Origin of the sequence: Halalkalibacter sp. AB-rgal2 (genome assembly GCF_041821005.1) — a bacterium.
GTDB lineage: Bacteria > Bacillota > Bacilli > Bacillales > Bacillaceae_D > Halalkalibacter.
Genome location: NZ_JBGUAV010000027.1, coordinates 1 through 22,883 on the forward strand (window position 1 = coordinate 1; position 22,883 = coordinate 22,883).

Sequence of the window (22,883 nt, forward strand, 5' to 3'; positions counted from 1 at the left end):
AAGACTTTGTCCGGGCTTTCTTTCACTCCTCACTATAACTTAAAAAAGAAATAGTGGGTAAGATCACCCGCCGATGACCTTACCCACTAATCTTAGTATGTTTTTTGTGTGAAATGATACAACTCAAAATAATTACATATTTTTCTTAAGTGAGTACATGATAAGGAGGTCAGGAGGCAAAGTTATGCAACATAGAGAAATAACTGTTTTTCACGTTATCCTTTTCTTGTTAATGTCAACCGGATTAAAAAATCATGTCATATTGATCCCATCATTACTTGAGGTAGCCAGAAGAGATGCATGGATTTCTATCATTATCACAGCATTGATCTATCCAATTTATATGTTGATGATATATGTCGTGATTCGAAATACAAATCAGCAAAATTTATATGGATGGTTTAAAGAGAGAGTTGGGGGAATATTGTCCAAAGTTATTGTTATGTTAATTGTCATTTATTTATTGACAACTAGCTTAATCACTTTGAAGGATTTAACGTTATGGACAAAAATTACATATTTACCTCAAACACCAGATAAAATCATTGCTTTTAGTTTTTTATTATTATGTATGAGTATGGCGATTACGTCGATACGAACGATTGCGATTGTGAATGGAGTTCTATTACCTATTGTCATATTTTTAGGTTTTTTTGTAATGTCAGCAAATTTCCCTAATAAAGACTATTCATTATTGTTTCCTATATTTGAAAACGGTCTGCTACCTACAATAAAAGGAATGGTATATGTTGGGGCAGGTATGATTGAGTTATTCATTATATTATTTATTCAGCATCGAGTTAAAACAAAGATTACATTTATGTCATTAGTAGTAATAGGGGCTTTATTAGTATGGATAACATTAGGACCTACGATGGGAACGATTGCTAATTTTGGTCCAGAAAAAGCAGGACAGTTACGCTTTCCTGCTTTTGAGCAATGGGCTCTCGTTTCTTTAGGACGTTTTGTCGAGCATATTGATTTTTTATCTATTTTTCAATGGTTGAGTGGAGCCTTTGTACGAATTTCGTTGTTATTATTTCTAATTATTGATTTATTACAAATAGAGAATCGAAAAAGAAGAATCAAAGTTATTCTAATATGTGGCAGTATTATAGCCCTAGCTCTTTCTATTCCGTTAGGCGATATACAATATGAAGAGTTAATGACGGTGTTTATATTACCCGGCCTATTGTTATTTGCGTCGCTATTATTTGTCGTCATATTTGTTTTAAGTATCTTAAGGAAAGGGAGCTCCGTACAATATGAAAAGGAAGGTTAAACACAAGCGTCAAATGTATGTGAAGTCGAATGAGGAACTTGATTTGAAAGTAAGGGAATTAAATGAAGGAGACATTTATAACCTGTTTACATTATCAGATGACATCTCGATTACGAATCTTCCATTTACATTTAAAAAACAAGAAGTAGATATCTTATTTTTGTATTGTAAAGGTCTTTGTCAAGAGGAAAAAATTAATGAAGAAGTCATCCCACAACTAGAAAATTTGGGAAGTGAATATGAAATAAACCAGATAGATATTCATGGCGTTCGTCAAGTTTGGAAGAATGATGCTGTGAAACAACCAGAATCAGTAGATGAGATTACTTCTGATGTGTTTGATGGCAAGTTATTTCTTTGGATTGAGCTATTAAAAGTTGGGTATGTTGTGGATATCGGTAAACACCCTCAACGTGACCCTGAAGAATCGAGTTCAGAACTATCAATTCGTGGAGCGAAAGATGGATTTATCGAAGAAATACGTGTCAATACGGCATTAATTCGCAAAAGAATAAGATCGACTTCATTAAAATATGAAGAGTTCACAATTGGAGAACGAAGTAAAACGAGGGTGGGACTGTTCTATATAATTGACATTGCTCCAAAGCAGGCAATTAAAGAGGTTAGAAAACAATTAAAGAATATCGAAATTGATGGATTACTAAACACGAATCAATTAGAAGAGCTACTGATCCCTAGTGGTTTTCGCTTATTCCCAATGTTTCATTATACTGGACGTCCAGATTTTGGATCTGATGCGTTACTGCGGGGACGTTTTATCATTTTAGTTGATGGGGCTCCAACGGTTTTAATAGCTCCGGTAAACTTAACGTTCTTAATTAAAGCTGCTGAGGATAATGAAGTTTACTTTATTTATAATTCATTGGAGCGGGTGATTCGTTTTGTTGGTTTATTAATAGCGGCATTACTCCCAGGGTTATGGGTTGCACTTGTTGCGTTTCACAATAATCAGCTTCCTTTTATTTTAGTTTCCAGTTTATCTCAAGTTCGTTTAGGTGTTCCTTTACCTACTGCATTAGAGGCGCTCATTATGGTTCTTATCTTTGAACTGTTTCGTGAGGCTGGATTGCGACTTCCCTCTGCGATTGGACAAATTCTGTCTGTTGTAGGAGGGTTAATTATTGGTGATGCTGCTATTCGAGCAGGATTAACAAACCCGGCAATGGTAGTCGTTGTTGCAACCTCTGCAGTTGCAACATTTTCATTAGGCAACCAATCATTTGCCGGTACAATTAGTGTCATACGTATTATCATTTTAATCCTTTCTTCATTTCTTGGATTATTTGGTTTATTTACAGCTACATTTGCTATTCTTTTATATGCTGCCAACATACGTTCTTATGGTGTCCCTTATTTATCACCTATCGCTCCTTATGAGGGACAAGATTTAATTAAGGCTGTCTTTCGTCCATCATGGAAGATAGGAAGAGAAAGACCTGCAATTCTTGATCTTGACGATGATAGGAAGTCACGGAGTTAATAATGCGAAAGAAGAATGTGTTTATAAGTATTTTTTTAACTTGTGTTGTTTTGACTGGATGCTGGGATTCAAATAGCCTAGAGTTGCAATATTATGTGAATTCGATCGGGTTTGATTATACAGAAGGTCAATACGAAGTGTTTATTCAAATTTTAAATTTCCAAGCAATGCCAAGAGGAGGGGAAGGTGTCCAACAAAGTGGTTCGCCACTTTATGTTGGACATGCTAAGGGAAGGACAGTTGTCGAAGCTTTACATAAGTTATATAGTGAAACAGATCGTAAAATTTATTGGGGGCATTTATCAAGTTTTATTGTGACTAAAAGTATTTTAGAACGAAATGAAGGAATGGAAGAAATTATAGAGGGATTAAGCCGTTATGAAGAAAATCGGCATACGATGTGGGTATTTGCAACAGATTCTCAATTAAAAGAGTTACTTACTACGCCTGTATTATTGGAAATGAGTCCGATTTTCTCGGTGTTAGGTGAACCAACTGAAAGTTATGAGCAGAGCTCATTTGTTGAGCCAATTCGGTTGCATAGACTCTTTTCATTAATGTATGAGCCTGGTCAAACAACTATTTTTCCGATATTAGATACGAGAGAAGATCGTTGGTCAATGGAACTACAGCAGCCTGAAACAACATTAACGAAGGATGGAGCTGCTTTACTTCATCATTCTCAGTTTAAAGGGTTTATTATGAACGGAGATATGTTAGGCATGCGTTGGATGCAAGAATCGACTGTTCGAGCATCGATTGTTTTGAATCAAAGCGGAGATATAGTTGGAACGGTCATTGGTCGTAAACCAACAGTGAAAATTAAGCCAGTTATTCAAAATGACAATATTGTGTTTTCCATTACGATTGATATACTGGCAAATCCAATGGAATTGTATAAAGATGTTTCTTCTGAGGAAATTAAGGAAATGGTATCAAAACAAATTGAAAATGAAGTTCGACATACGTTCATGAAGGCTCTTGAAATTCAGGGGGACATTTATCAGTTATCTCATGTGTTATATAAAAAAGATCGAGATCTTTGGCGAAAGTATACAATTGATGGTTATGTTCCTCTAAATGAACAATCAATTGAAAAGATCCAAGTGAATGTGAAGTTGTTTAAATCGGGTAAAGATAAGTTGGAACCAATTTAATTGGAAGTCATAGAAATGAATTCAATGATAGGATAACGTGGATTTGAAAACGTTTGGACTACATTCTCGATATACTTTTTTTGAGATCGACGTTTAAAACGGCTCAAATCGTATAGGCTTCATGCGACACTTCTAAAAAAGATAGTGTCGCTACATCTTTTAAAAAGTCTTGAGGTGAGCGATTTTCATAGGCGCAACACCTTTATATACGGTTTCAGTATTATTTTATTTACTGTGTATTTCTCTCTTACTCGTTAACGGGTTTTAATGAAAAAACATTTTCAGCGATTGTAGCTACCCTATTTGCTACTTTTATCTCGCTGTTCATTACGTATGTTGTTATTCAATTAACGGCAGAAAATGGACTTAGGTATGAGGGGATGCAGTTTATAACTCGACCTTATCAAATGGTCTTTATGGCAGGATTGTTCCTCGGTTCTTTTGGAGCAGTTATGGACGTAGCGATAACAATGTCCTCTTCTATATTTGGGTATATGAAAAGAATAAAAACATTGCAGTAAAAGAGGTTGTTTAAAAAGGTTGAAAAACGACCTTTTGAACACGCTCTTATAAAAAAATTAATTTGTTTAAGAGTGTCTATTATAGAAAAGAACTCTCTCTTATTCCATTTGCTAAATTCGAAATAATCCTATAAACTATTAAATAAATCGTAATAATTACGATTTAAGGAAAGGAGAGATAAAATGCTTAGTGACCTTTACCGAAAAGTGGTAATGGATCATGCGAGGTATAAGAGAAACTATGGACAGCTCACAGGTTCAACAGTCAAACACATTCATTATAAGAATCCGACTTGTGGTGATGTCATCACACTTTATATTCAAATTGAACAAGAAACAGTTGAAAATGTAGCCTTTGAAGGAGAAGGATGCAGTATTAGTATGGCATCTTCATCAATGATGACGGAGTTAATTAAAGGTGAGAAGTTAAATACAGTTTATGCACTAATGAATGAGTTTGAAGCATTGATCAAAAAAGGCGAAAGACAAAACAGTCAGCTCGATTTAGGAGATGCAGAGTCGTTAGAAGGTGTTCACAAGTTACGTGCTCGTCATAACTGTGCATTAATGAGTTGGCAAGCTTTGAATAAGGTATTACGGCAATAAGGAAGTGGGAAATAATTGAAAAATAAAACGGAACTCATTATATTAACGGGATTTTTAGGAAGTGGCAAAAGTACATTGTTAAAGCGATTATTGAAAGAAGAACAGCAAAAAGGAAGACGCATTGCTGTGATTATGAATGAAGTAGGGAAGGTGAGTGTGGATTCAGCTACTATTCCTGAAAAAACCCCTATAAGAGAAATGTTAAATGGGTGTATATGCTGTTCCATTCAAGGTGACCTTACGGTGCAAATAAAAGGTTTATTAGAACAATATGAACTAGATACGATTTATATTGAAGCAACAGGAGTCGCTCATCCGTTAGAAATCATGAATGCGTGTACCCATCCCCAGCTTATAGGAACGTCCTACTTGAAATCTGTTATTACAACTGTTCATGCTAAGCAGTGGTTTGAGAAAAAAATGTCTATCAAAATGAGAAAGCTGATGAATGAGCAAATACGCTTTGCTGATTTGGTCATTATCAATCATACTGACCGAGTGGATTCAAGCACCATAAGAGAAGTAGAAGCAGGAATCAAACATATTAATGAAAATGCGCATGTTTATGATACTTCTTTTGCTTCTATTCAACTTCCATCTAATGAACTAGATAAACAGAAGAGTCATTTGACTAATGAAGAAGCAGAATTTGACGCCCATATCCATCACAGTCTACACATTAGAACGGTAACCTTACCAATTCTCTCAGCGATGGAAAGAGTGGCTTTTACAAATTGGTTATGTCAAAAAGATCAGCTATATCGAGCAAAAGGTTTTATTCAATTACATGAGACACCAGGTATGTTTCTTTTTAACCTTTCCTATGGTGATGTTGCTTTTGAGCGTTTAAAAAAAGTAAGACAGCAACAACCAATTCTTGTTTTAATTGGAGAACGGTTAGACCGGGAGATGATTGAAAGTGAATTAAGCAGGATGTACGTGTGAAACTGGAATGAAAAAGAAGAGAAACGAACATTAATTTGAATGGAGGATGAGAATGGCAACATGGAATTTGGAAGAAACGACGCATCATATTTTAATTTGTAATGGAAGTAGTTGCAATAAAGCTGGTGCAGAATCGTTAACGTCAGCAATACGAAGAGAGATAACAAATCAAGATGTAAATAACATCATTCATACTTCTAGAACATTGTGTAACGGAAGGTGTCATGATAAATGCGTCGTGATTGAATATCCGCATGGACGTTGGTATAAAGAGATGACGGATGAAGACGCTTATGCTTTTGTTCAATCTGTAGTTGAGAATAAACCGTTAATTGAGAAGATCAGCCACACGTATGAAGAGACGTTTGTCCGTACAGGTGGTACTGTTAAGGGTGTTACAAAAACAGAAGAAGTTGTTAATAAAGTTTCAAAGCTTTGACTTGAGTCGCTGAATAAATGAAGAGGCTGTGACAAAACAAAAGTGTTTAGCCCGAGAATGCGAACATTTAGATAATGTAGCGAAGTATATTTCAGGAGCGGTGAAGGTGCTCCACTCTAGATTTGTTCGGTATCTCTCTTATGAAAATACTTTTGTCCCAGCCTCTTCATGATTTTGGGGTTCTTCAGTATCTTTTTACGGAATATGTCGCCCTTACCTCTATTTCCAGTAGGAGCCGAGTGAATTCCTCTCCATTTCACTATGTGAAATATCCACCGTTCAGACTCATCATCTTTATAAAAAATAGCTTGTTTTTACAAGGATATGAACCAAGTTATCGTACATTGATCAATCCCGTGTAGAATCGGAAGTAAAGGCATTCATTCGCTACTATTTTACTCAATTCCGTTGCCGAATAGTCGATGATAAGCTCATTGATCAAGAATCGATATTTCTAGAAAGAATAGTTATACAACTATCTGCTCGGACTCTTCATTGATATTAAGCTTCTACAAACTCTGGTAATGGGTCATAGAATGATGACCAGTCCTGGTTCATTTCTTCGTCAGTTAATGTACACAAATCAAGGGAGTGTTTCACTGCTTCATGATCCATATCGACACCAATAAGGACAAGCTCTGTTAACCGATCTCCGAAGGTAGGGTCCCATTTTTGTTGGAGCTCTACTTCTTCAGCTAGGGCTTTCTCTCGTTCTTCATCGCTATAGGCCGCAACCCATTCTCCCGCACCTTGTAATGTTACGGTGGATCCAGTTTGAGAAATAAGACCAGCCATAGAGTTTCTGGTCGCTACCCAAATAAACCCTTTTGCTCGAACGACATCCTCAGGCCATTTCTCTAACCACGACATAAACCGTTTTGGGTGGAAAGGGCGCCGTTTTCGATAAACAAAGGAGGAAATTCCATATTCTTCAGTTTCTGGGATGTGCTCTTCATTTAGCTCTTTGATCCATCCTGCCGCTTGGCTTGACTTTTCGAAGTCGAATTTACCAGTGTGTAGTACTTCTTGTAAATCAACTTCTGAATAGGAGGTTGGAATTATCGTCGCATCAGCGTTTAATTTTTTCATGAAATCAATGAGCTCTCCTTTGTCAATGTCGTTTAACGTTTCAATATGATTAACAAGTATAACGTTAGCAAATTCAATTTGATCAATGAGCAAATCAGAGATATCACGTGTGTCATTTTCATCGGTTGCTTGTTTACGGTCTAAAAGTGTTTCTCCTGAAGCGTAATCCTCCCAAAATTGAGCAGCATTTACGACTGTTACCATTGTATCTAATTGACATTTATTCGTTAAATCGATATTAAACTCTTCATCTATATAAGTAAAGGTTTGTGCGACAGGGATAGGCTCGCTAATTCCCGATGATTCAATGACAATATAATCAATTCCTCCCTCATCGATGATTCGTTCTACTTCTTTCATTAAATCTTCACGTAATGTACAGCAAATACAGCCATTTTGTAATTCGACTAACTTTTCATCTGTTCGTGAAAAGCGTTGGTTTTTTACTAAGGTAGCGTCGATATTGATTTCGCTCATATCGTTTACTATGACAGCTACTTTTAATCCTTGACGATTTTTTAGTATATGAGTAAGTAATGTTGTTTTTCCTGCTCCTAAATAACCGCTTAAAACTGTTATCGGAATTTTTTTCATAGTAAGTTCCTCCTAGTAGATAAATAGTAATTATTACGATTTAAATTGTAGACTTAATTGTTTTAATTGTAAATAGATAAGAAAAAAGTTTTGACAAAAGCTATATAATTAAGGTAGAGTTATGTAAATAGTAATCATTACGATTTACAAGGAGGAAAATATGGAAAAGCAAATTCCAGTAACGGTACTAAGTGGATATCTAGGATCTGGCAAGACAACTTTGTTAAATCATTTGTTGAATAATCGTGATGGATTAAAAATCGCCGTTATTGTCAATGACATGAGTGAAGTGAACATTGATGCTGATCTAGTACGTCAAGGTGGTGGGCTATCGCGAACAGATGAGAAGCTAGTAGAAATGTCGAATGGGTGTATTTGCTGCACGTTACGCGAGGATTTATTAATGGAGGTAGAGCGTTTAGCGAAAGCAGGAGATATTGATTATATTGTGATTGAGTCGACTGGTATTAGTGAGCCAACACCTGTTGCTCAAACTTTTTCTTACATAGATGAAGAATTAAATATTGATTTGTCAACCTATTGTCGCCTAGATACTATGGTGACCGTAGTGGATGCGAATCGATTTTGGCATGATTTTCGTTCAGGGGAAAGATTACTTGATCGAAAGGAAGCAGTTGGAGAAGACGATACACGAGAGATTGCTGACTTGTTAATAGAACAAATTGAATTTTGTAATGTGCTTATTTTAAATAAATGTGATTTAGTTGATGAAGAAGATTTAAATAAGCTTGAATCTGTATTGAGAACATTACAGCCAAAAGCGAAAATGATAAGAACAGAGCATTCGAAGGTGGATCCAAAAGAGATCTTACATACACATTCATTTAATTTTCAGGAGGCAAGTCAATCGGCTGGTTGGATTCGCGAGTTGACGCAAGGTCACAAACACCATACACCAGAAACAGAGGAGTACGGTATATCTTCATTTGTTTATCGAAGTCGGTTGCCCTTTCATTCTGAACGGTTTCAAAACTATATGAGTCAACTTCCTCATAATATTGTGCGTGCAAAAGGCATTGCATGGTGTGCGACAGAAAATGACCTTGCTTTACTCGTTTCTCAAGCAGGTCCTGCTGTTTCTATTGAACCTGTTTCTTATTGGGTCGCTAGCTTGCCGAAAGCTGAGAGGGAGAGAATTTTACTAGACAATCCGCACATTATGGAAGAGTGGGATCAAGTGTATGGAGATCGACATACGAAGCTAGTCTTTATCGGAACTGAATTAGATCCGGATGAAATTAAGAGAGAAGTGGATCAATGTTTATTAACCGATTCTGAACTGGAGACGGACTGGAGTACCTTTGATAACCCATTTAATTGGGATATTCAACGGGCACACTCATAAGGAGTGAGAGAATTTGATATTATCAGGTAAAAGTATTCAAGAAAGGTGGGAGAAGAGAGAAATATCTATATCTCCCTTTGAACGTACAAGACAAATTCAACCTGCATCGGTTGATTTAAGGCTAGGAAATGAGTTTAAAATCGTTGATCAAGATAAAGTTGAATTATTAAAAATGGATCAGCCTTCAATATATAAAAATATAGAGGTTATTCGTAATCGTATTGTTATACCACCACACTCGTTTATGCTTGCGACAACACTAGAAACCATTAAACTACCCAATCATTTGACAGCATTTGTTGAAGGAAGAAGTTCTATTGGAAGATTAGGGTTATTCATTCAAAATGCTGGTTGGGTTGATCCGGGATTTTCTGGTCAAATTACGTTGGAATTGTACAATTCGAATCAAGTACCAATTGAGGTGCAGGTCGGTCGGAGGATTTGTCAACTTGTTATAGCAGAATTAGACGAAAAGACTTTCCCATATAAGGGCAAGTATGCCGGACAATCAGGGGCAATGGAAAGCAAAGTTTATATGGATGTCGAATAAGAGGGGGGAAATGAATTTTGCACTTTTCAACATCAAATAAGTATCGGACTCGTGGATTCGTATCTTTCCCTTTTCGTTCATCATATTTTTTGTGAGCAGCCATATGTCAAGCTTTACAAACATACATCCCGGCATCTTTATTAAATTTGAATTCACCTGATATCATTCGATTCCCCTGCATCTATGTACGACCTAAATGATAAAATAAAATGACAGGGTAGTGTTTGATAAAATGAAACTTCAAACTGTAGATAAAAGTCCTTTGAGTCTCATTTCTCAAAGGCCTTTTTAGGCTATTTCTCTTATTTTTTTATCGTTGAAGAGTAGGGAATGTCTATCTTACCTCTCAACAAAGCGTGCCCCCCATCCCGGGAGCGAGGGAAAAGCTCTCCTTCAAGTCCGAAGTAAACGATCCCTTTTTCAGCGGCCTCCATATGTGGCCTTTGGAGATAACCTCCTCTTATTTTCGTATTCTGAACATAATAAACATTCTAGCGTCCATTTGGGGAATAGTGTTAATCGTTTGTTAAGGAAGTGAAGAAGTTTAAAACCTTCTACATGTATGTTTTATTTCTATTGTTAGTTAATTAATTCAAGTTATAATTTTTGCCCCTTTAGCAAGCCATATCTTCCCGAGCGTATGTTGGTGAATCGTCTTTAGATGGACTATTTTGTTGTTTGAGGATTATTGAATTGTAAATGTTAATGAATATTAGAGGATAAATAAAATGAGTAAATAGTCATATGTTTTATGAAAAATAAGATGAAACTAAATAAATATACCAAAAATATTAAATTGATACTATACATTGTTAAGAAAATCTACCTATAATGAAGCTTGAACTGAACATGTGGAGGGATTTTTTTGTCAATTAAAGTAAAATTAATGATTTTATTTACCTCACTCATAGTATTTATCGCAGCTGGAGTTGGAGGACTTTCGATTTGGAATAGCTCAAATACGATTGAAGGTGAAGCGGAGTTAAATCTTTCAAGTGTTGCAGTGGAAAGTGCCTCGTTAGTTAATGCAACCTTAAGGCAGCACACGAACTTTTTAGAAGCTTTAGCAGAGAATTCAATCATTACAAATGGAGAAGATCGGATAGGGTATTTTAATGAAATAGCGAATAAATATGAGTACATTGACTTTTCATTTGCGGGCTCATCAGGTCAAGTTGAATCTTTAACGAATCATAGTGAATGGACAGATGTAAGTGGGGAAGCTTTTTTTGAAAGAGCGATAACAGGTGAACCGGCTACGTCTGACGTTTTTTTAAGTGTAGAAAACCAAGCTCCTCTTGTATCATATGCAGTTCCTGTCTATGAAAATAATCAAATTTCTGGTGTACTTATAGGTACAAAGGATGCTAGTCACTTAACTGATATCATTTATGAAATTAAATATGGGAACTATGAATCGACGCGAGGGTTTATTGCTAACAAGGCTGGAACATTTCAAGCACATCCAGAGTATATGCTAGTCGAGTGGCAACTAAATTTAATTGAAATGGCTAATATGCGAGAGATGGTCGAGCAAGGCTTTATTGATGAAGAAGAAGCTGATTTTTCAGTTGAACCTTTAGGTCAATTGTTCGAGCAAAGAATTAGTCAAGGTGAAGTAGGCTTTGGTGAACATTCCTTTGACGGTATTCGTACATTAGTTGGATATGCTCCTGTCACAGGAACAGATTGGGTCATTGTTGTTGAGGTAGATGATCATGAAATCTTCCAATCTTTAAACGAATTGGTTATTTCATTAATTATTTTTATCGTTATCTTTATCATTATTGGAGTAGCAAGTACATATTGGGTTAGTCATTCAATGAGTAAACCTATTAAAGCTGTAACGACTGAACTAAATAAGCTTGCTAATTTTGATTTGCAATCTAAAGATGCACTTCAAAAGTTCGAGAAAAGAAAAGACGAAATTGGTAAAATGATTGCTGCGCTAAGCAAAATGCAATTAAATTTTGTTGATTTAATTAAGGCTTCTAGAACGCTTTCTGGAAGAGTCTTAACTTCTTCTGAAGTTCTAACTGAAAGAAGTCTACTTACAGAAAGAGCCTCTACTGAAGTATCACAAGCAATTGACGGTATCGCTTCTGGTGCAGTAGAACAGGCGGAGGATACGGAAAAAGGATCGAGTCAAGTGCAAGAATTAAGCGATCATATGAATAACAATTTGAAGCAACTGATTGTATTAACAAAGGCGATCAAAGAGGTTACGTCGTTAAAGGAGCATGGTGAAAAGAATTTACATGAATTAATGGACAAAACAGAGGCTAACTCTAAATCGATCCAAGATATAAAAAAAATTATCGTCAATACGGATGAGAGCGCAGAGAAAATTGAAGCAGCGAGTCATATGATACGGAGTATTTCAGAACAGACCAATCTACTTGCATTAAATGCTGCGATTGAGGCAGCTCGTGCAGGGGAAGCAGGAAAAGGTTTTGCTGTTGTAGCAGATGAAGTTCGTAAGCTTGCCGAACAATCCAATACGTTTACAGAAGAGATTGTTCAGATTATTCAAGAGTTAATTAGTAAGACAGACCACGCTGTTTCGACAGTTGGATTAGTAGAAGAGCATGCCGTTATTCAAACTAGAAGCATAGAAGAAACGCGTCAACAATTTGGTGAAATGGCAAATGTTATCGAGAATATGCAAAACTCTGCTAATCAAATTACGAACTCTAGTGATCAAATGCAGATGAAAAAAGAAGAAATAATAGGGTTAATTAATAACCTATCGGCGATTTCAGAGGAAAATGCAGCAACGACAGAGGAAGCTACGGCCTCCGTAGATGAACAAACTTCATCGATTAAAGAAATTGCCCGAGCGAGTGAAGAGTTAGCAGAGCTAGCAACAGAAATGACTAAAAGTATTGAGCAGTTTAAAATTTAAGTTTTATAGGCCATAGGAGAAGGTACTTCTTTTCCTATGGCCTTATTCATTTTTTAATAATGAATAACATGATACAATGTGAAGGATGCGTTTTCATAAAAGGAGAAGTTCTATTGATGCAATCAAGTTCACTATTAAAGCTGCACGAAGAAGGTCGATCACAAACGCTAGCAACGAAAAAAGATCATGTTATTTTTTCTTGTGTGATATTTTGTTTTTGGTTTTGTACATATGTTTATATTCCGGTATTTTCTCTTTATTTAGAATCGATTCATTTTACTTACTCAATGATTGGAGTCATTTTAGGAAGCTATGGTTTAACACAAATCTTATTACGCTTTCCACTCGGCGTGCTTTCTGACAAGCTCTTTGGTATTCGTAAGCATCTATTGACATTTGGTTTTTTAGCTGGGATTGCAAGTGGTCTAATTCTTATATTCTCTGAATCATTTATTTCGATTTTCATTGCGCGCTTGTTAGCTGGAGTGACGGCGGCAATGTGGGTAATGGCAACCGTTTTATATTCTCATTATGTGAAAGAGCAATTTGCAGCTAAAGCGATGAGTCGTATTCAATTTTTAACCGTGTTTGCTCAATTTATCAGTATGATGATAAGCGGCTACCTCGTTTATTATTTTGGTTGGAAGGCACCGTTTTGGGTGGCGACAGTAGCTGCTGTTATTGGAACGATCCTTGTATTACAAGTGAAAGATTTCTCAGTAAAAAGAGAGAATGCTTTACCGCTAAGTTATTATTTTAAACAAACGTTTCGAATAAGAGGGTTACTTTTCATTACATTCCTTTCATTAGGAGCACATTCTATATTGTTTATTACGATATTTGGTTTTTCACCTATGTATGTTTCACAGCTCACAGAATCGTCATATGCTGTGACGGTGTTAGTGTGTGCTTTCTTCATACCGCATGCTCTGGCAGCTATTTGGCTCATGTTTCGTACCATTAAACAGCAAAGTCAAATGAAAATCTTAATCATCAGCTTTATTCTAACAGCTTTTTTTGTTTTACTTGTTCCATTTGTTCAAGCGTGGATATTTGTCGTGCTTTTACATGCTGGCTTGGGGCTATCGCTTGGCTTTATTTTCCCGTTGCTTCTAACGATAGTCATACAAGTAAGTGATGAAAAATTGAAGAATTCAGCAATGGGCTTTTATCAATCCTTTTATGCGCTAGGTATTATGGTTGGGCCACTTATAGCTGGAGAGGTAGCTGAATTAACGAATTTACTAAGTATATTCTATCTTTGCGGAATCATTGCTATTTTCTGCACCATTGTTGTTGTACTAACTCAGAAAAGTCGTGTTGTTTATAAGAAGAGGGAGGTTAAAGAGGCTAAAGAACAGTGACATTCGGATGTAAGGCTCTTTTATTGTTTGCTAAAAAATATTGACAGATAAACGTGTGTTCTATCATTGTTTGCCTTTAGGAGAAGGTTGGAAAGAATGATGCTTCAAATAAAAGCTAATCAAATCGATTTTTGGAGGAGATTAAGATGAATCAATCGTTATGGTATAAGCAAGCTGCCAATGATTGGAACGAAGCTTTACCAGTTGGCAATGGACGTTTAGGGGGGATGGTTTTTGGTACGGTTCAACAGGAGCACATCCAATTAAATGAAGACTCTATTTGGTATGGTGGTCCCATAGATCGAAATAATCGTGATGCTAGAAGGAACCTAGATCAAGTAAGAAGACGATTAAGAGAAGGCAGGTTGAAGGAAGCTGAAGAGCTAACAGAATTGGCATTTATGGGAACGCCTGAATCACAACGACATTATGAACCATTAGGAGATCTCTATTTCCAGTTTAAAGATCACGATGATTTCGAGGGATATGAAAGGTCTTTGGATCTGCAACAAGGGATTGCAAATGTACAATATCAACTAAAGGGAGAATCTTATCATCGAGAAATATTCACTAGTTATCCCGATCAAGTGATGGTTATTCGATTAACAACTTCAAAGAAAGAAGGTCTATCTTTTAGGACATATTTGGATCGAGGGAACGCAAAGAATTTCGATGGAATGAAAGCGATTACTAATAATCGATTAATGCTAAATGGAAAGACTGGCGGTGTTGATGGAATTGGATTTGTGATGATGATCGATGTGAGAGCGGATAGTGGATCAATTGAAACGATTGGTAATCGCTTGATGGTCGAAAATGCACATGCGGTGACCATTTGTTTAGCTGCTGCAACAACGTATCGTTTTACAGATCCTACAGAGCAATGTAAGCAATTGCTAGACGTTGCAACGAAAACAAGTTACGAGACATTAAGAGAAAGACATATAGGTGATTATCAATCTTTGTACAAACGTGTTCAGTTTAAATTACACGAAAATGAAGACTTAGACACGTTGGCAACGGATGAACGTCTCGAACGTATGAAGAACGGTGATGACGACTTTGGCTTGATCACAACGTATTTTCATTTCGGACGATATTTATTAATCGCTTCTAGTAGAGTGGGATCGTTGCCAGCAACGTTACAAGGTATTTGGAATGACCAAATGAATCCCCCATGGGATAGCAAATATACGATTAATATTAATACCGAAATGAATTATTGGCCTGCAGAGGTTTGTCATTTACAAGAATGTCATCAGCCACTATTTGATCATATTGAAAAAGTACGGATTAATGGAAGTGTAACAGCAGCTAAAATGTATGGGTGTCGAGGCTTTGTTGCTCATCATAATACTGATATTTGGGGAGATACTGCTCCGCAAGATCGATATATGCCAGCTAGTATTTGGCCATTAGGTGCAGCTTGGCTGAGCCTACATATTTGGGAGCATTATGAGTATAACTTAAATGAAGACTTTCTTGCCACATATTACGATATATTAAAAGAAGCAGCATTATTCTTTGTCGATTTTTTAGTCGAAACGGAAGATGGCTATTTGATCACGTCGCCATCGGTTTCTCCCGAAAATACGTACTTATTACCAAATGGTGAGAAAGGTGTCTTATGCGAAGCGCCATCGATGGATAGTCAGATCATCTTTTCATTATTCAGCGCTGTTGTTGAGGCAAGTGCTATTTTAAACAAAGATGAAGACTATCGTCAGCAATTAATAGACTTAAGAAGTAAGCTACCTCGACCACAAATAGGTAAACACGGTCAAGTTCAAGAATGGCTGGAAGATTATGATGAACTAGAACCCGGACATCGTCATATTTCTCACCTTTTTGCTCTTCATCCAAGTAATCAAATTGCTCCTAGAAAAACTCCAGAATTGGCTCATGCAGCGAAAGCCACATTGCAACGGAGATTAAAGTATGGCGGCGGACATACGGGATGGAGTCGTGCGTGGATTATTAACATGTGGTCACGATTAGAAGAGGGTGAGAAGGCCTATGAAAATATTGTACAACTACTAACACAATCAACACTGCCAAACCTTTTTGATAATCATCCTCCTTTTCAAATTGATGGGAACTTTGGTGGGACAGCCGGAATCGCTGAGATGATCGTTCAAAGTCATCTGAACGAAATTCATCTACTACCTTCCCTCCCTGAAAAATGGGAAGCTGGTTATGTAAAAGGTTTACGAGCAAAAGGTGGGTTTGAAGTGGACATTCTGTGGGAAAGAAATACACTTGTAAAGGCAGAAATACTCTCATCAAAAGGGCAACGCTGTATAGTGCGAACCAATAGAAAAGTACACATCACAAATCAACAGAAGCAGGTGAGATATATTGAGGTTGAACCTAACGTCTACCAATTTGCGACAAGTGTGAATGGAAGGTATGAGATTGTAGGAGTTGGATAACAGGAAAAAAATAAATAGCTTACATTCATTTCTTAAGTGAGTGTAGGCTTGTTCTATTACCTAGCGTGAATTGAAGCTAGAACATAAAAGTATAGGAATGATAAATAAGTATTTAATCGATATAATGGAGGGATTTAAATGAAACTCTTGTCTATGAAGAAAAATGGACAACTTAATTTAGGTGTGAAAGTGGAGCAAGGGATTGTAAATATTAATGAAGCATTACGACATGTAAAAGGAGAAGTAGGTACGTCGGTAATGGAAATTTTACGTGGAGGAGAAAAAGCTTTAGCTGACTTACAGGTGTATATTAATTCCTTACCTTTATCTGAACAGCCTCCCTACATTGTCCCTGAAGAAGAAGTTGAATGGGGAGCGTGTGTGCCTAAACCAAATAAAATTATTTGTGTTGGTTTAAATTATCGAAAACATGCCGATGAAACAAATGCACCATATCCGGAAGTCCCTATTCTTTTTAATAAATTTAACAATACGTTAACAGGTCATCAATGCGATATCGCAGTTCCGAAAGTGACAAATAAGCTAGATTATGAAGTTGAGCTAGCCGTTGTCATTGGGAAAAACGCTAAAAATGTAAGAAAGGATGAAGCACTGAATTATGTTGCAGGATATTGTACAGCAAATGATTTATCAGCACGGGATCTTCAATTTTTAACTCCTCAATGGTTGCTTGGAAAGACGTGTGATGATTTTTCCCCATTAGGTCCTTATTTAGTAACAGCAGATGAAGTTGGCGATCCTAACCAATTAGCGTTAAAAACCTTTGTGAATGGAGAAATCCGTCAAGATTCACATACATCAGATATGATTTTCTATGTGGATGAAATCGTCAGTTACATTTCTAAACATATGACATTAACACCAGGTGATATCATTTTAACAGGAACACCTGAAGGCGTCGCGCTTGGTTTGCCAGAAAACGAACAAGTATACATTAAACCTAGTGATGAAGTAACTGTGGAGGTTGAAAAGCTTGGTGCTTTAACAAATCGTTTTGTAGCAGAAAAGTAGATGTTCATTTAAGCTATTGTAAGAGCAAGATGCTAGCTCTTACAGGGGATATATTTTGATTTGCAACATTCGAACGATATTATGCGGTTAGGATAATTGGATGATTCGCGTAAAAATACAATCATGTATAAATGATGACGGATGCCTAAAGGCTAGCATGTACCTTTAGGCATCTTTTTTATTTAAGTTTCTGGATAAAAAAGGATTAATATACAAATGGTAATAGATGGTGAACGTAAACTAATTTAGAAAGGTGTTAAAAATGAAGACTGTGAAGCAAACAAATGAAAGAACACCTCGTCTCAATTCAAAACGAGTTTATCGCAAACGAAATTTTTGGTCAGGCTTTCTGTTTGGAATAGGGTTAATTGCTTTTATTGATGAAATGATTTTTCATCAATTACTCCATTGGCATCATTTTTATGACTTAGCGACGACCAATATTGGACTTATTTCCGACGGACTGTTTCATGCCTTTAGTTGGTTCGCGACAATTGCCGGGCTATTTTTATTTGCTGATTTACAACGTCGTGGTGGAATTTGGATGAGGAGATGGTGGAGTGGCGTTTTGATTGGAGCGGGCTTATTTCAATTATATGATGGTACGATTCAGCATAAAGTAATGGGTATCCATCAAATACGTTATGTGGAAGATGTGTTTGTTTATGATGTGACGTGGAACTTATTAGCTACATTACTTATTGTTATCGGAACCATTATATTTTTGGGATCGAACTATGAAATAAATCGTTCAGGGGCAGCAATTTAATGACAGGTCATCAGTACGATCCAATTACAGAAAGCCTGCTTGCAATGCCTTTTGTTGTTGCTTGCTTTATATATTTGGTCTGTGTGTTTATTTCAAATCGTCGTTTCAAAAAGTGGAGTGTGCTACGTACTTTATGTTGGAGTACAGGTTGTATATGTGCGCTTTTTTCACTTTATGGACCAATAGTACATTGGGCTCATGTTGACTTCAAAGGGCATATGGTCGCTCATTTATTATTAGGGATGCTTGCTCCGTTGTTAATGGTATTGGCGGCTCCGATCACATTACTATTACGAACTTTACCAGTAACAAACGCAAGAATACTTGCAAAATGGTTAAAGATTAAACCGATTCATTTCATGATGAATCCGATCGTTGCCTCTCTTATAAATATGGGTGGCTTGTGGTTATTGTATAATACAGAATTATTTATGTTGATGCATCACAATTCAGTCATTTATATGATTATCCATGTCCATATCTTTTTGGCTGGTTATGTGTTTACAGCCTCGATGCTACAAATAGATCCATCACCGCAACGGACAAGCTATTTGTTTCGTTCCATAACTTTAATTGTTGCTCTAGCAGCTCATGGTATTTTAGCAAAGGTTATCTACGTATTTCCACCAAAAGGGGTTGATCGTATACTAGCTGAAAAAGGGGCAATGCTGATGTACTACGGTGGAGATCTTATTGATGCTGTAATTATTTTTATTTTATGCTATCAGTGGTATCGACACTCAAGACCGAGAGGAGTAGATAGCGTAGGCTCTACTATGAATGAAGGAAATTCTATCAAAGTGATGAATCAGTGAGCTTCAAGTATGATAAGTATTAATTAATGTACATAAATAAATCAATATGATACACTTTAAAGCGATAAAAGATAGATAAAGGATGTCCTTTATGCCGTAAGAGTCAGGGGATGGTCAAAATAGAGCTTTCCAATCGCCAACTGGAGATTATCGAAATATTAAAAAAGCATGAGCCTATTACAGCAGAGCAAATAGCAGAGATGTTAGGAGTAAGTCGTGCAACATTAAGATCAGATTTAGCGGTTCTCGTCATGACCGGCTATTTAAATGCTAAACCTAAGGTCGGCTATTTCCTTGGAACAACTGCCAAAAGCGATGGAAATATTAAAAATCGCTTAAAGGAGATCAAGGTTAAAGATATACAAGGACTACCCGTTGTCATTCAGAAAACGACGACGGTACAGGATGCTGTTGTTTCATTATTTATTGAAAATGTTGGCTCGCTGTTAGTCGTAGATGAAGATGGGTTATTAGAAGGGATTGTAAGCCGGAAAGACTTATTAAAAGTCACACTAGGAAATGCTAATGCGTTAACGATACCGGTAGATATGGTAATGACTCGTCATTCGAAAGTTGTGATCGTTACACCAGAGGAATCATTAATTGAAGCAGCACGAAAAATGATTCATACCGAGGTTGATGGTTTACCGGTTGTTCAATTTAAAGATGGAGACAAAGAAAGAAAGCAAGTTGTTGGGAGAATTACTAAGACCAATCTGACTAAGGTATTATTAGAAATAGCGACTGAAGCCTAGGGGGATTCATAGTGGGAGAGAATCAGCAAAAACCAATTATATATGTTTGTTCAGATGCTGTTGGAGAAACAGCAGAAGCTGTCGCAAGAGCAACGATTCGTCAATTTTCTAGTAATGTAATTGAAATTAAACGGTTCGGTCATATTCAATCTGACGAGGAGATTGTGAAAATAGTTAACCAAGCAGTTGCAGCTAAGGGTATTATTGCCTATACGCTCGTACAGCCGGAATTGCGTGAAGTCATGAAGCAAGAGGCGATTGCTAATGGAGTTCGAGCTGTTGATGTAATGGGTCCGCTTATGCAAGCGTATATTGATACATATAACGATTCACCAAAACAAGAACCAGGCTTGCGACAAGTGCTCGATGATGAATATTTTAGACGCATAGAAGCAGTTGAATTTGCTGTCAAGTATGATGATGGGAAGGATGTTCGTGGGCTCTTGTTGGCAGATGTTGTACTAATTGGTGTTTCACGAACATCTAAAACACCCCTTAGTATTTTCATGGCTCATAAAGGATACAAGGTAGCAAATTTACCGATTTTGCCAACTGTACAATTACCCAATGAAATATATGAAGCAACAATGAGTAAGCTAGTTGTTGGCTTAACGATTGATCCTGAACATTTATTGAAAATCCGCAAAGAGCGCTTAAAGTCTTTAGGGCTGCCAAATGAATCCTCCTATGCTGCCTTAGACCATATTAAAGAAGAGCTTAGACGTGCTGATTCGATTATGCGCCAGTTGAAATGCCCTGTTATTAACGTATCCGATCGATCGATTGAAGAAACAGCTAGTATTATTATGGAATATTTAACTTAATAAGGGGATCTGTTCCAAGAGGTCAAATTTCACCTTTGGAGCAGATCTATTTTGATTGATCAAGCGTAGTTATAAAGTGCTGTTATTAAGGTGCACCATGAATGCTTGGTAATTTTTGATTATTTCCTCCTGGCCCATTTGGTCCTTCTACAATTGTCATTACGGCTAATCCAATTAAAATTAAAATAGAACCCACCAATAAAACAGTTTTTGTTTTTTTCATTTTTAACTTTCCTCCTTAATAAGATGCTATGCTTAAGGAAATGATGACTACCATTTCTGAAGCAAAGGCATTGAATTTTTTCAAGTGTAGATGTCTACTTGTATAACAGTAAAGGTTGATTTATAACAGTTGGTGAGGGATTCATATGCACATTCATTTAAAAAGGACGAGTCAATCGACATTAACTGATCAAATTGTACAAGCATTCGAAGATCGAATACGCTCGGGGTTGTTGAAGCCTCATACTAAAATGCCATCATTACGAAATTTGTCTAAACAGTTAGGCGTTAGTTTAGTTACGTGTAGTAAGGCTTACGAAAGATTGGAACGGAAACGACTAATTACTCGAATTCATGGCAAAGGATGCTATGTATTAGTGGAGTCAACTAAGAAAATAGAAGATAACTCCGACCTAAATTGGCAACTAACAATAGTTGATTATTTACCAAGAGCTCAAATGCTTAAGAATTTCCAAGCGGGATTTCAAGAAGCTGACAGTTCGATTCGTTTTCCTTTTCATGTATCAGCTATTAACGAGAAGCTGTTACCAACGTATGAAATCGTTCGAGAAATTAAAAAAACTGATCAAACGGCCTTATCTAAGTACAGTCCGTTCCAAGGTGATTTGGATCTGAGAAGTGAATTTGTCAATTACTTCAAACGAGAGGGTATGAATGTAGCGGTTGATCAAGTTTTAACGGTTAGTGGTTCTCAGCAAGGGATTGATTTAGTAGCGAGGACGTTTATTGGTGCAGGTGATGTTGTTTATGTTGAAGCACCTACTTATGCTGGAGCTATTGATATTTTTTTGAGTCGTGGAGCAAAAATCATAACAGTTCCAGTGAATGAGGAAGGATTAAGATTGGATTTATTAACAAAACTATGTGATCAACATCCACCAAAGTTAATTTATACAGTTCCAACCTTTCAAAACCCTACAGGGGCTGTGATGAGTATGCCTAAGCGAAAGCAGTTATTAGAAATTGCAGAGGCATATCATACAATTATTCTGGAGGATGACACATTTAGTGATATGTATTTTACAGAAAAGCCTCCGAAGTCGATATATTCATTGGATACTGCGGGACATGTCATTCACTCTAAAACATTTAGCAAAGTGTTAGCACCGTCATGTCGGATTTCAGCCTTGATAGCTAAAGGCTCGTTTATGAATCGATTACTAGCAGCGAAATCTATAACGGATTTAGGGAGTCCGTTATTAACGCAGAGAGCGGTTTTGCCTTACTTAAAGTCTAATAGAATGGAAAAACAACTAGAAGAATTACGTTTGAATTTGAAAAAAAGGTGTGAATTAGTACAGACCATGTTAGAGAAATATGCGCCTCCAAATATTTCATGGACACACCCATCTGGAGGATTAAACATTTGGGTAACATTACCGAAATGGGTTGATACAGATGAACTATTGAAATTAGCTGTGAGAAAAAAACTTGCTTTTTTACCTGGGTCTGTAAGTTATGCGGCAGAGGCAAACTATAATGAACTAAGGATTTGTTTTGCTTTTTTGCATGATTCCTTGATTGAAGAAGGGATTATGATCCTTTGTGAATTAATTAGTCAATATTTAGAGAGCAGACCATTTTAGAGTGGAATTCCGATACACTAAAAACATATACTAATAACGTATTTTTGAATGGATAAATGTACAGTACTATTTTTGTAAGACTAGTTGTATTTGTTGATGTTTGCAATT

At 36.6% G+C, this 22,883-nt stretch carries 19 protein-coding genes and 1 pseudogene; 18 read left to right on the forward strand and 2 right to left on the reverse strand.

Going from position 1 to position 22,883, the window contains the following annotated elements:
* Positions 1 to 184: 184 nt before the first annotated feature.
* The 7 genes and pseudogenes from ACERJO_RS17180 to ACERJO_RS17210 all read left to right on the forward strand — a co-directional run bounded on the left by ACERJO_RS17180 (position 185) and on the right by ACERJO_RS17210 (position 6,451).
* A complete protein-coding gene (locus ACERJO_RS17180) occupies positions 185 to 1,282 on the forward strand; it encodes a GerAB/ArcD/ProY family transporter (protein WP_373648271.1) in 1,098 nt (365 codons plus the stop codon).
* On the forward strand, positions 1,266 to 2,783 hold the full coding sequence (locus tag ACERJO_RS17185) for a spore germination protein (RefSeq protein ID WP_373648272.1): 1,518 nt from the start codon (positions 1,266 to 1,268) through the stop codon (positions 2,781 to 2,783). Before ACERJO_RS17180 ends, ACERJO_RS17185 begins: the two co-directional genes overlap by 17 nt.
* Before the next feature lie 2 nt (positions 2,784 to 2,785).
* Positions 2,786 to 3,940, forward strand: a complete 1,155-nt coding sequence (locus ACERJO_RS17190) for a Ger(x)C family spore germination protein (protein ID WP_373648273.1) — start codon at positions 2,786 to 2,788, stop codon at positions 3,938 to 3,940.
* 201 nt (positions 3,941 to 4,141) lie between these two features.
* Positions 4,142 to 4,463: pseudogene (locus tag ACERJO_RS17195) on the forward strand (YibE/F family protein); the annotation flags it as partial.
* A 181-nt stretch (positions 4,464 to 4,644) separates the two neighbouring features.
* On the forward strand, positions 4,645 to 5,067 hold the full coding sequence (gene sufU / locus ACERJO_RS17200) for a Fe-S cluster assembly sulfur transfer protein SufU (RefSeq protein WP_373648274.1): 423 nt from the start codon (positions 4,645 to 4,647) through the stop codon (positions 5,065 to 5,067).
* A gap of 15 nt (positions 5,068 to 5,082) precedes the next feature.
* Entirely contained in the window at positions 5,083 to 6,012 is a 930-nt protein-coding gene (locus ACERJO_RS17205) for a CobW family GTP-binding protein (protein WP_373648275.1), read from the forward strand.
* 52 nt (positions 6,013 to 6,064) lie between these two features.
* On the forward strand, positions 6,065 to 6,451 hold the full coding sequence (locus ACERJO_RS17210) for a (2Fe-2S) ferredoxin domain-containing protein (RefSeq protein ID WP_247106418.1): 387 nt from the start codon (positions 6,065 to 6,067) through the stop codon (positions 6,449 to 6,451).
* Between the two features lie 501 nt (positions 6,452 to 6,952).
* Here ACERJO_RS17210 and ACERJO_RS17215 read toward each other — a convergent pair.
* A complete protein-coding gene (locus tag ACERJO_RS17215) occupies positions 6,953 to 8,134 on the reverse strand; it encodes a GTP-binding protein (RefSeq protein ID WP_373648276.1) in 1,182 nt (393 codons plus the stop codon).
* A gap of 160 nt (positions 8,135 to 8,294) precedes the next feature.
* Between ACERJO_RS17215 and ACERJO_RS17220 the strand changes: the two genes are divergently transcribed.
* The 10 genes from ACERJO_RS17220 to ACERJO_RS17265 all read left to right on the forward strand — a co-directional run bounded on the left by ACERJO_RS17220 (position 8,295) and on the right by ACERJO_RS17265 (position 20,946).
* Positions 8,295 to 9,500 (forward strand): GTP-binding protein, encoded by a 1,206-nt coding sequence (locus ACERJO_RS17220; protein ID WP_373648277.1) that lies wholly within the window; start codon positions 8,295 to 8,297, stop codon positions 9,498 to 9,500.
* Positions 9,501 to 9,513: 13 nt separating this feature from the next.
* Positions 9,514 to 10,050: a dCTP deaminase gene (dcd, locus tag ACERJO_RS17225; protein WP_247106422.1), complete on the forward strand. Its 537-nt coding sequence runs from the start codon at positions 9,514 to 9,516 to the stop codon at positions 10,048 to 10,050.
* A gap of 865 nt (positions 10,051 to 10,915) precedes the next feature.
* Entirely contained in the window at positions 10,916 to 12,955 is a 2,040-nt protein-coding gene (locus ACERJO_RS17230; RefSeq protein ID WP_373648278.1) for a methyl-accepting chemotaxis protein, read from the forward strand.
* A gap of 116 nt (positions 12,956 to 13,071) precedes the next feature.
* A complete protein-coding gene (locus tag ACERJO_RS17235) occupies positions 13,072 to 14,319 on the forward strand; it encodes an MFS transporter (protein WP_373648279.1) in 1,248 nt (415 codons plus the stop codon).
* A gap of 146 nt (positions 14,320 to 14,465) precedes the next feature.
* Positions 14,466 to 16,751, forward strand: a complete 2,286-nt coding sequence (locus ACERJO_RS17240; RefSeq protein WP_373648280.1) for a glycoside hydrolase family 95 protein — start codon at positions 14,466 to 14,468, stop codon at positions 16,749 to 16,751.
* Positions 16,752 to 16,889: 138 nt separating this feature from the next.
* Positions 16,890 to 17,783 carry a fumarylacetoacetate hydrolase family protein gene (locus ACERJO_RS17245; RefSeq protein ID WP_247106429.1) on the forward strand — a complete coding sequence of 298 codons (894 nt, stop codon included), beginning with the start codon at positions 16,890 to 16,892 and terminating at the stop codon, positions 17,781 to 17,783.
* Between the two features lie 262 nt (positions 17,784 to 18,045).
* On the forward strand, positions 18,046 to 18,552 hold the full coding sequence (locus tag ACERJO_RS17250; protein WP_247106430.1) for a DUF2243 domain-containing protein: 507 nt from the start codon (positions 18,046 to 18,048) through the stop codon (positions 18,550 to 18,552).
* A complete protein-coding gene (locus ACERJO_RS17255; protein WP_373648281.1) occupies positions 18,552 to 19,367 on the forward strand; it encodes a cytochrome c oxidase assembly protein in 816 nt (271 codons plus the stop codon). The genes ACERJO_RS17250 and ACERJO_RS17255 overlap by 1 nt, the downstream gene beginning before the upstream one ends.
* Before the next feature lie 110 nt (positions 19,368 to 19,477).
* Entirely contained in the window at positions 19,478 to 20,122 is a 645-nt protein-coding gene (locus ACERJO_RS17260) for a helix-turn-helix transcriptional regulator (protein WP_247106435.1), read from the forward strand.
* An 11-nt stretch (positions 20,123 to 20,133) separates the two neighbouring features.
* Complete coding sequence (locus ACERJO_RS17265) at positions 20,134 to 20,946, forward strand: pyruvate, water dikinase regulatory protein (RefSeq protein ID WP_373648282.1); 813 nt, start codon at positions 20,134 to 20,136, stop codon at positions 20,944 to 20,946.
* Positions 20,947 to 21,031: 85 nt separating this feature from the next.
* Here the strand turns inward: ACERJO_RS17265 and ACERJO_RS17270 are convergent, their stop codons facing one another.
* A complete protein-coding gene (locus ACERJO_RS17270; protein ID WP_373648283.1) occupies positions 21,032 to 21,169 on the reverse strand; it encodes a hypothetical protein in 138 nt (45 codons plus the stop codon).
* Positions 21,170 to 21,314: 145 nt separating this feature from the next.
* Between ACERJO_RS17270 and pdxR the strand changes: the two genes are divergently transcribed.
* Positions 21,315 to 22,775 carry a MocR-like pyridoxine biosynthesis transcription factor PdxR gene (pdxR, locus tag ACERJO_RS17275; RefSeq protein ID WP_373648284.1) on the forward strand — a complete coding sequence of 487 codons (1,461 nt, stop codon included), beginning with the start codon at positions 21,315 to 21,317 and terminating at the stop codon, positions 22,773 to 22,775.
* Positions 22,776 to 22,883 lie beyond the last annotated feature (108 nt).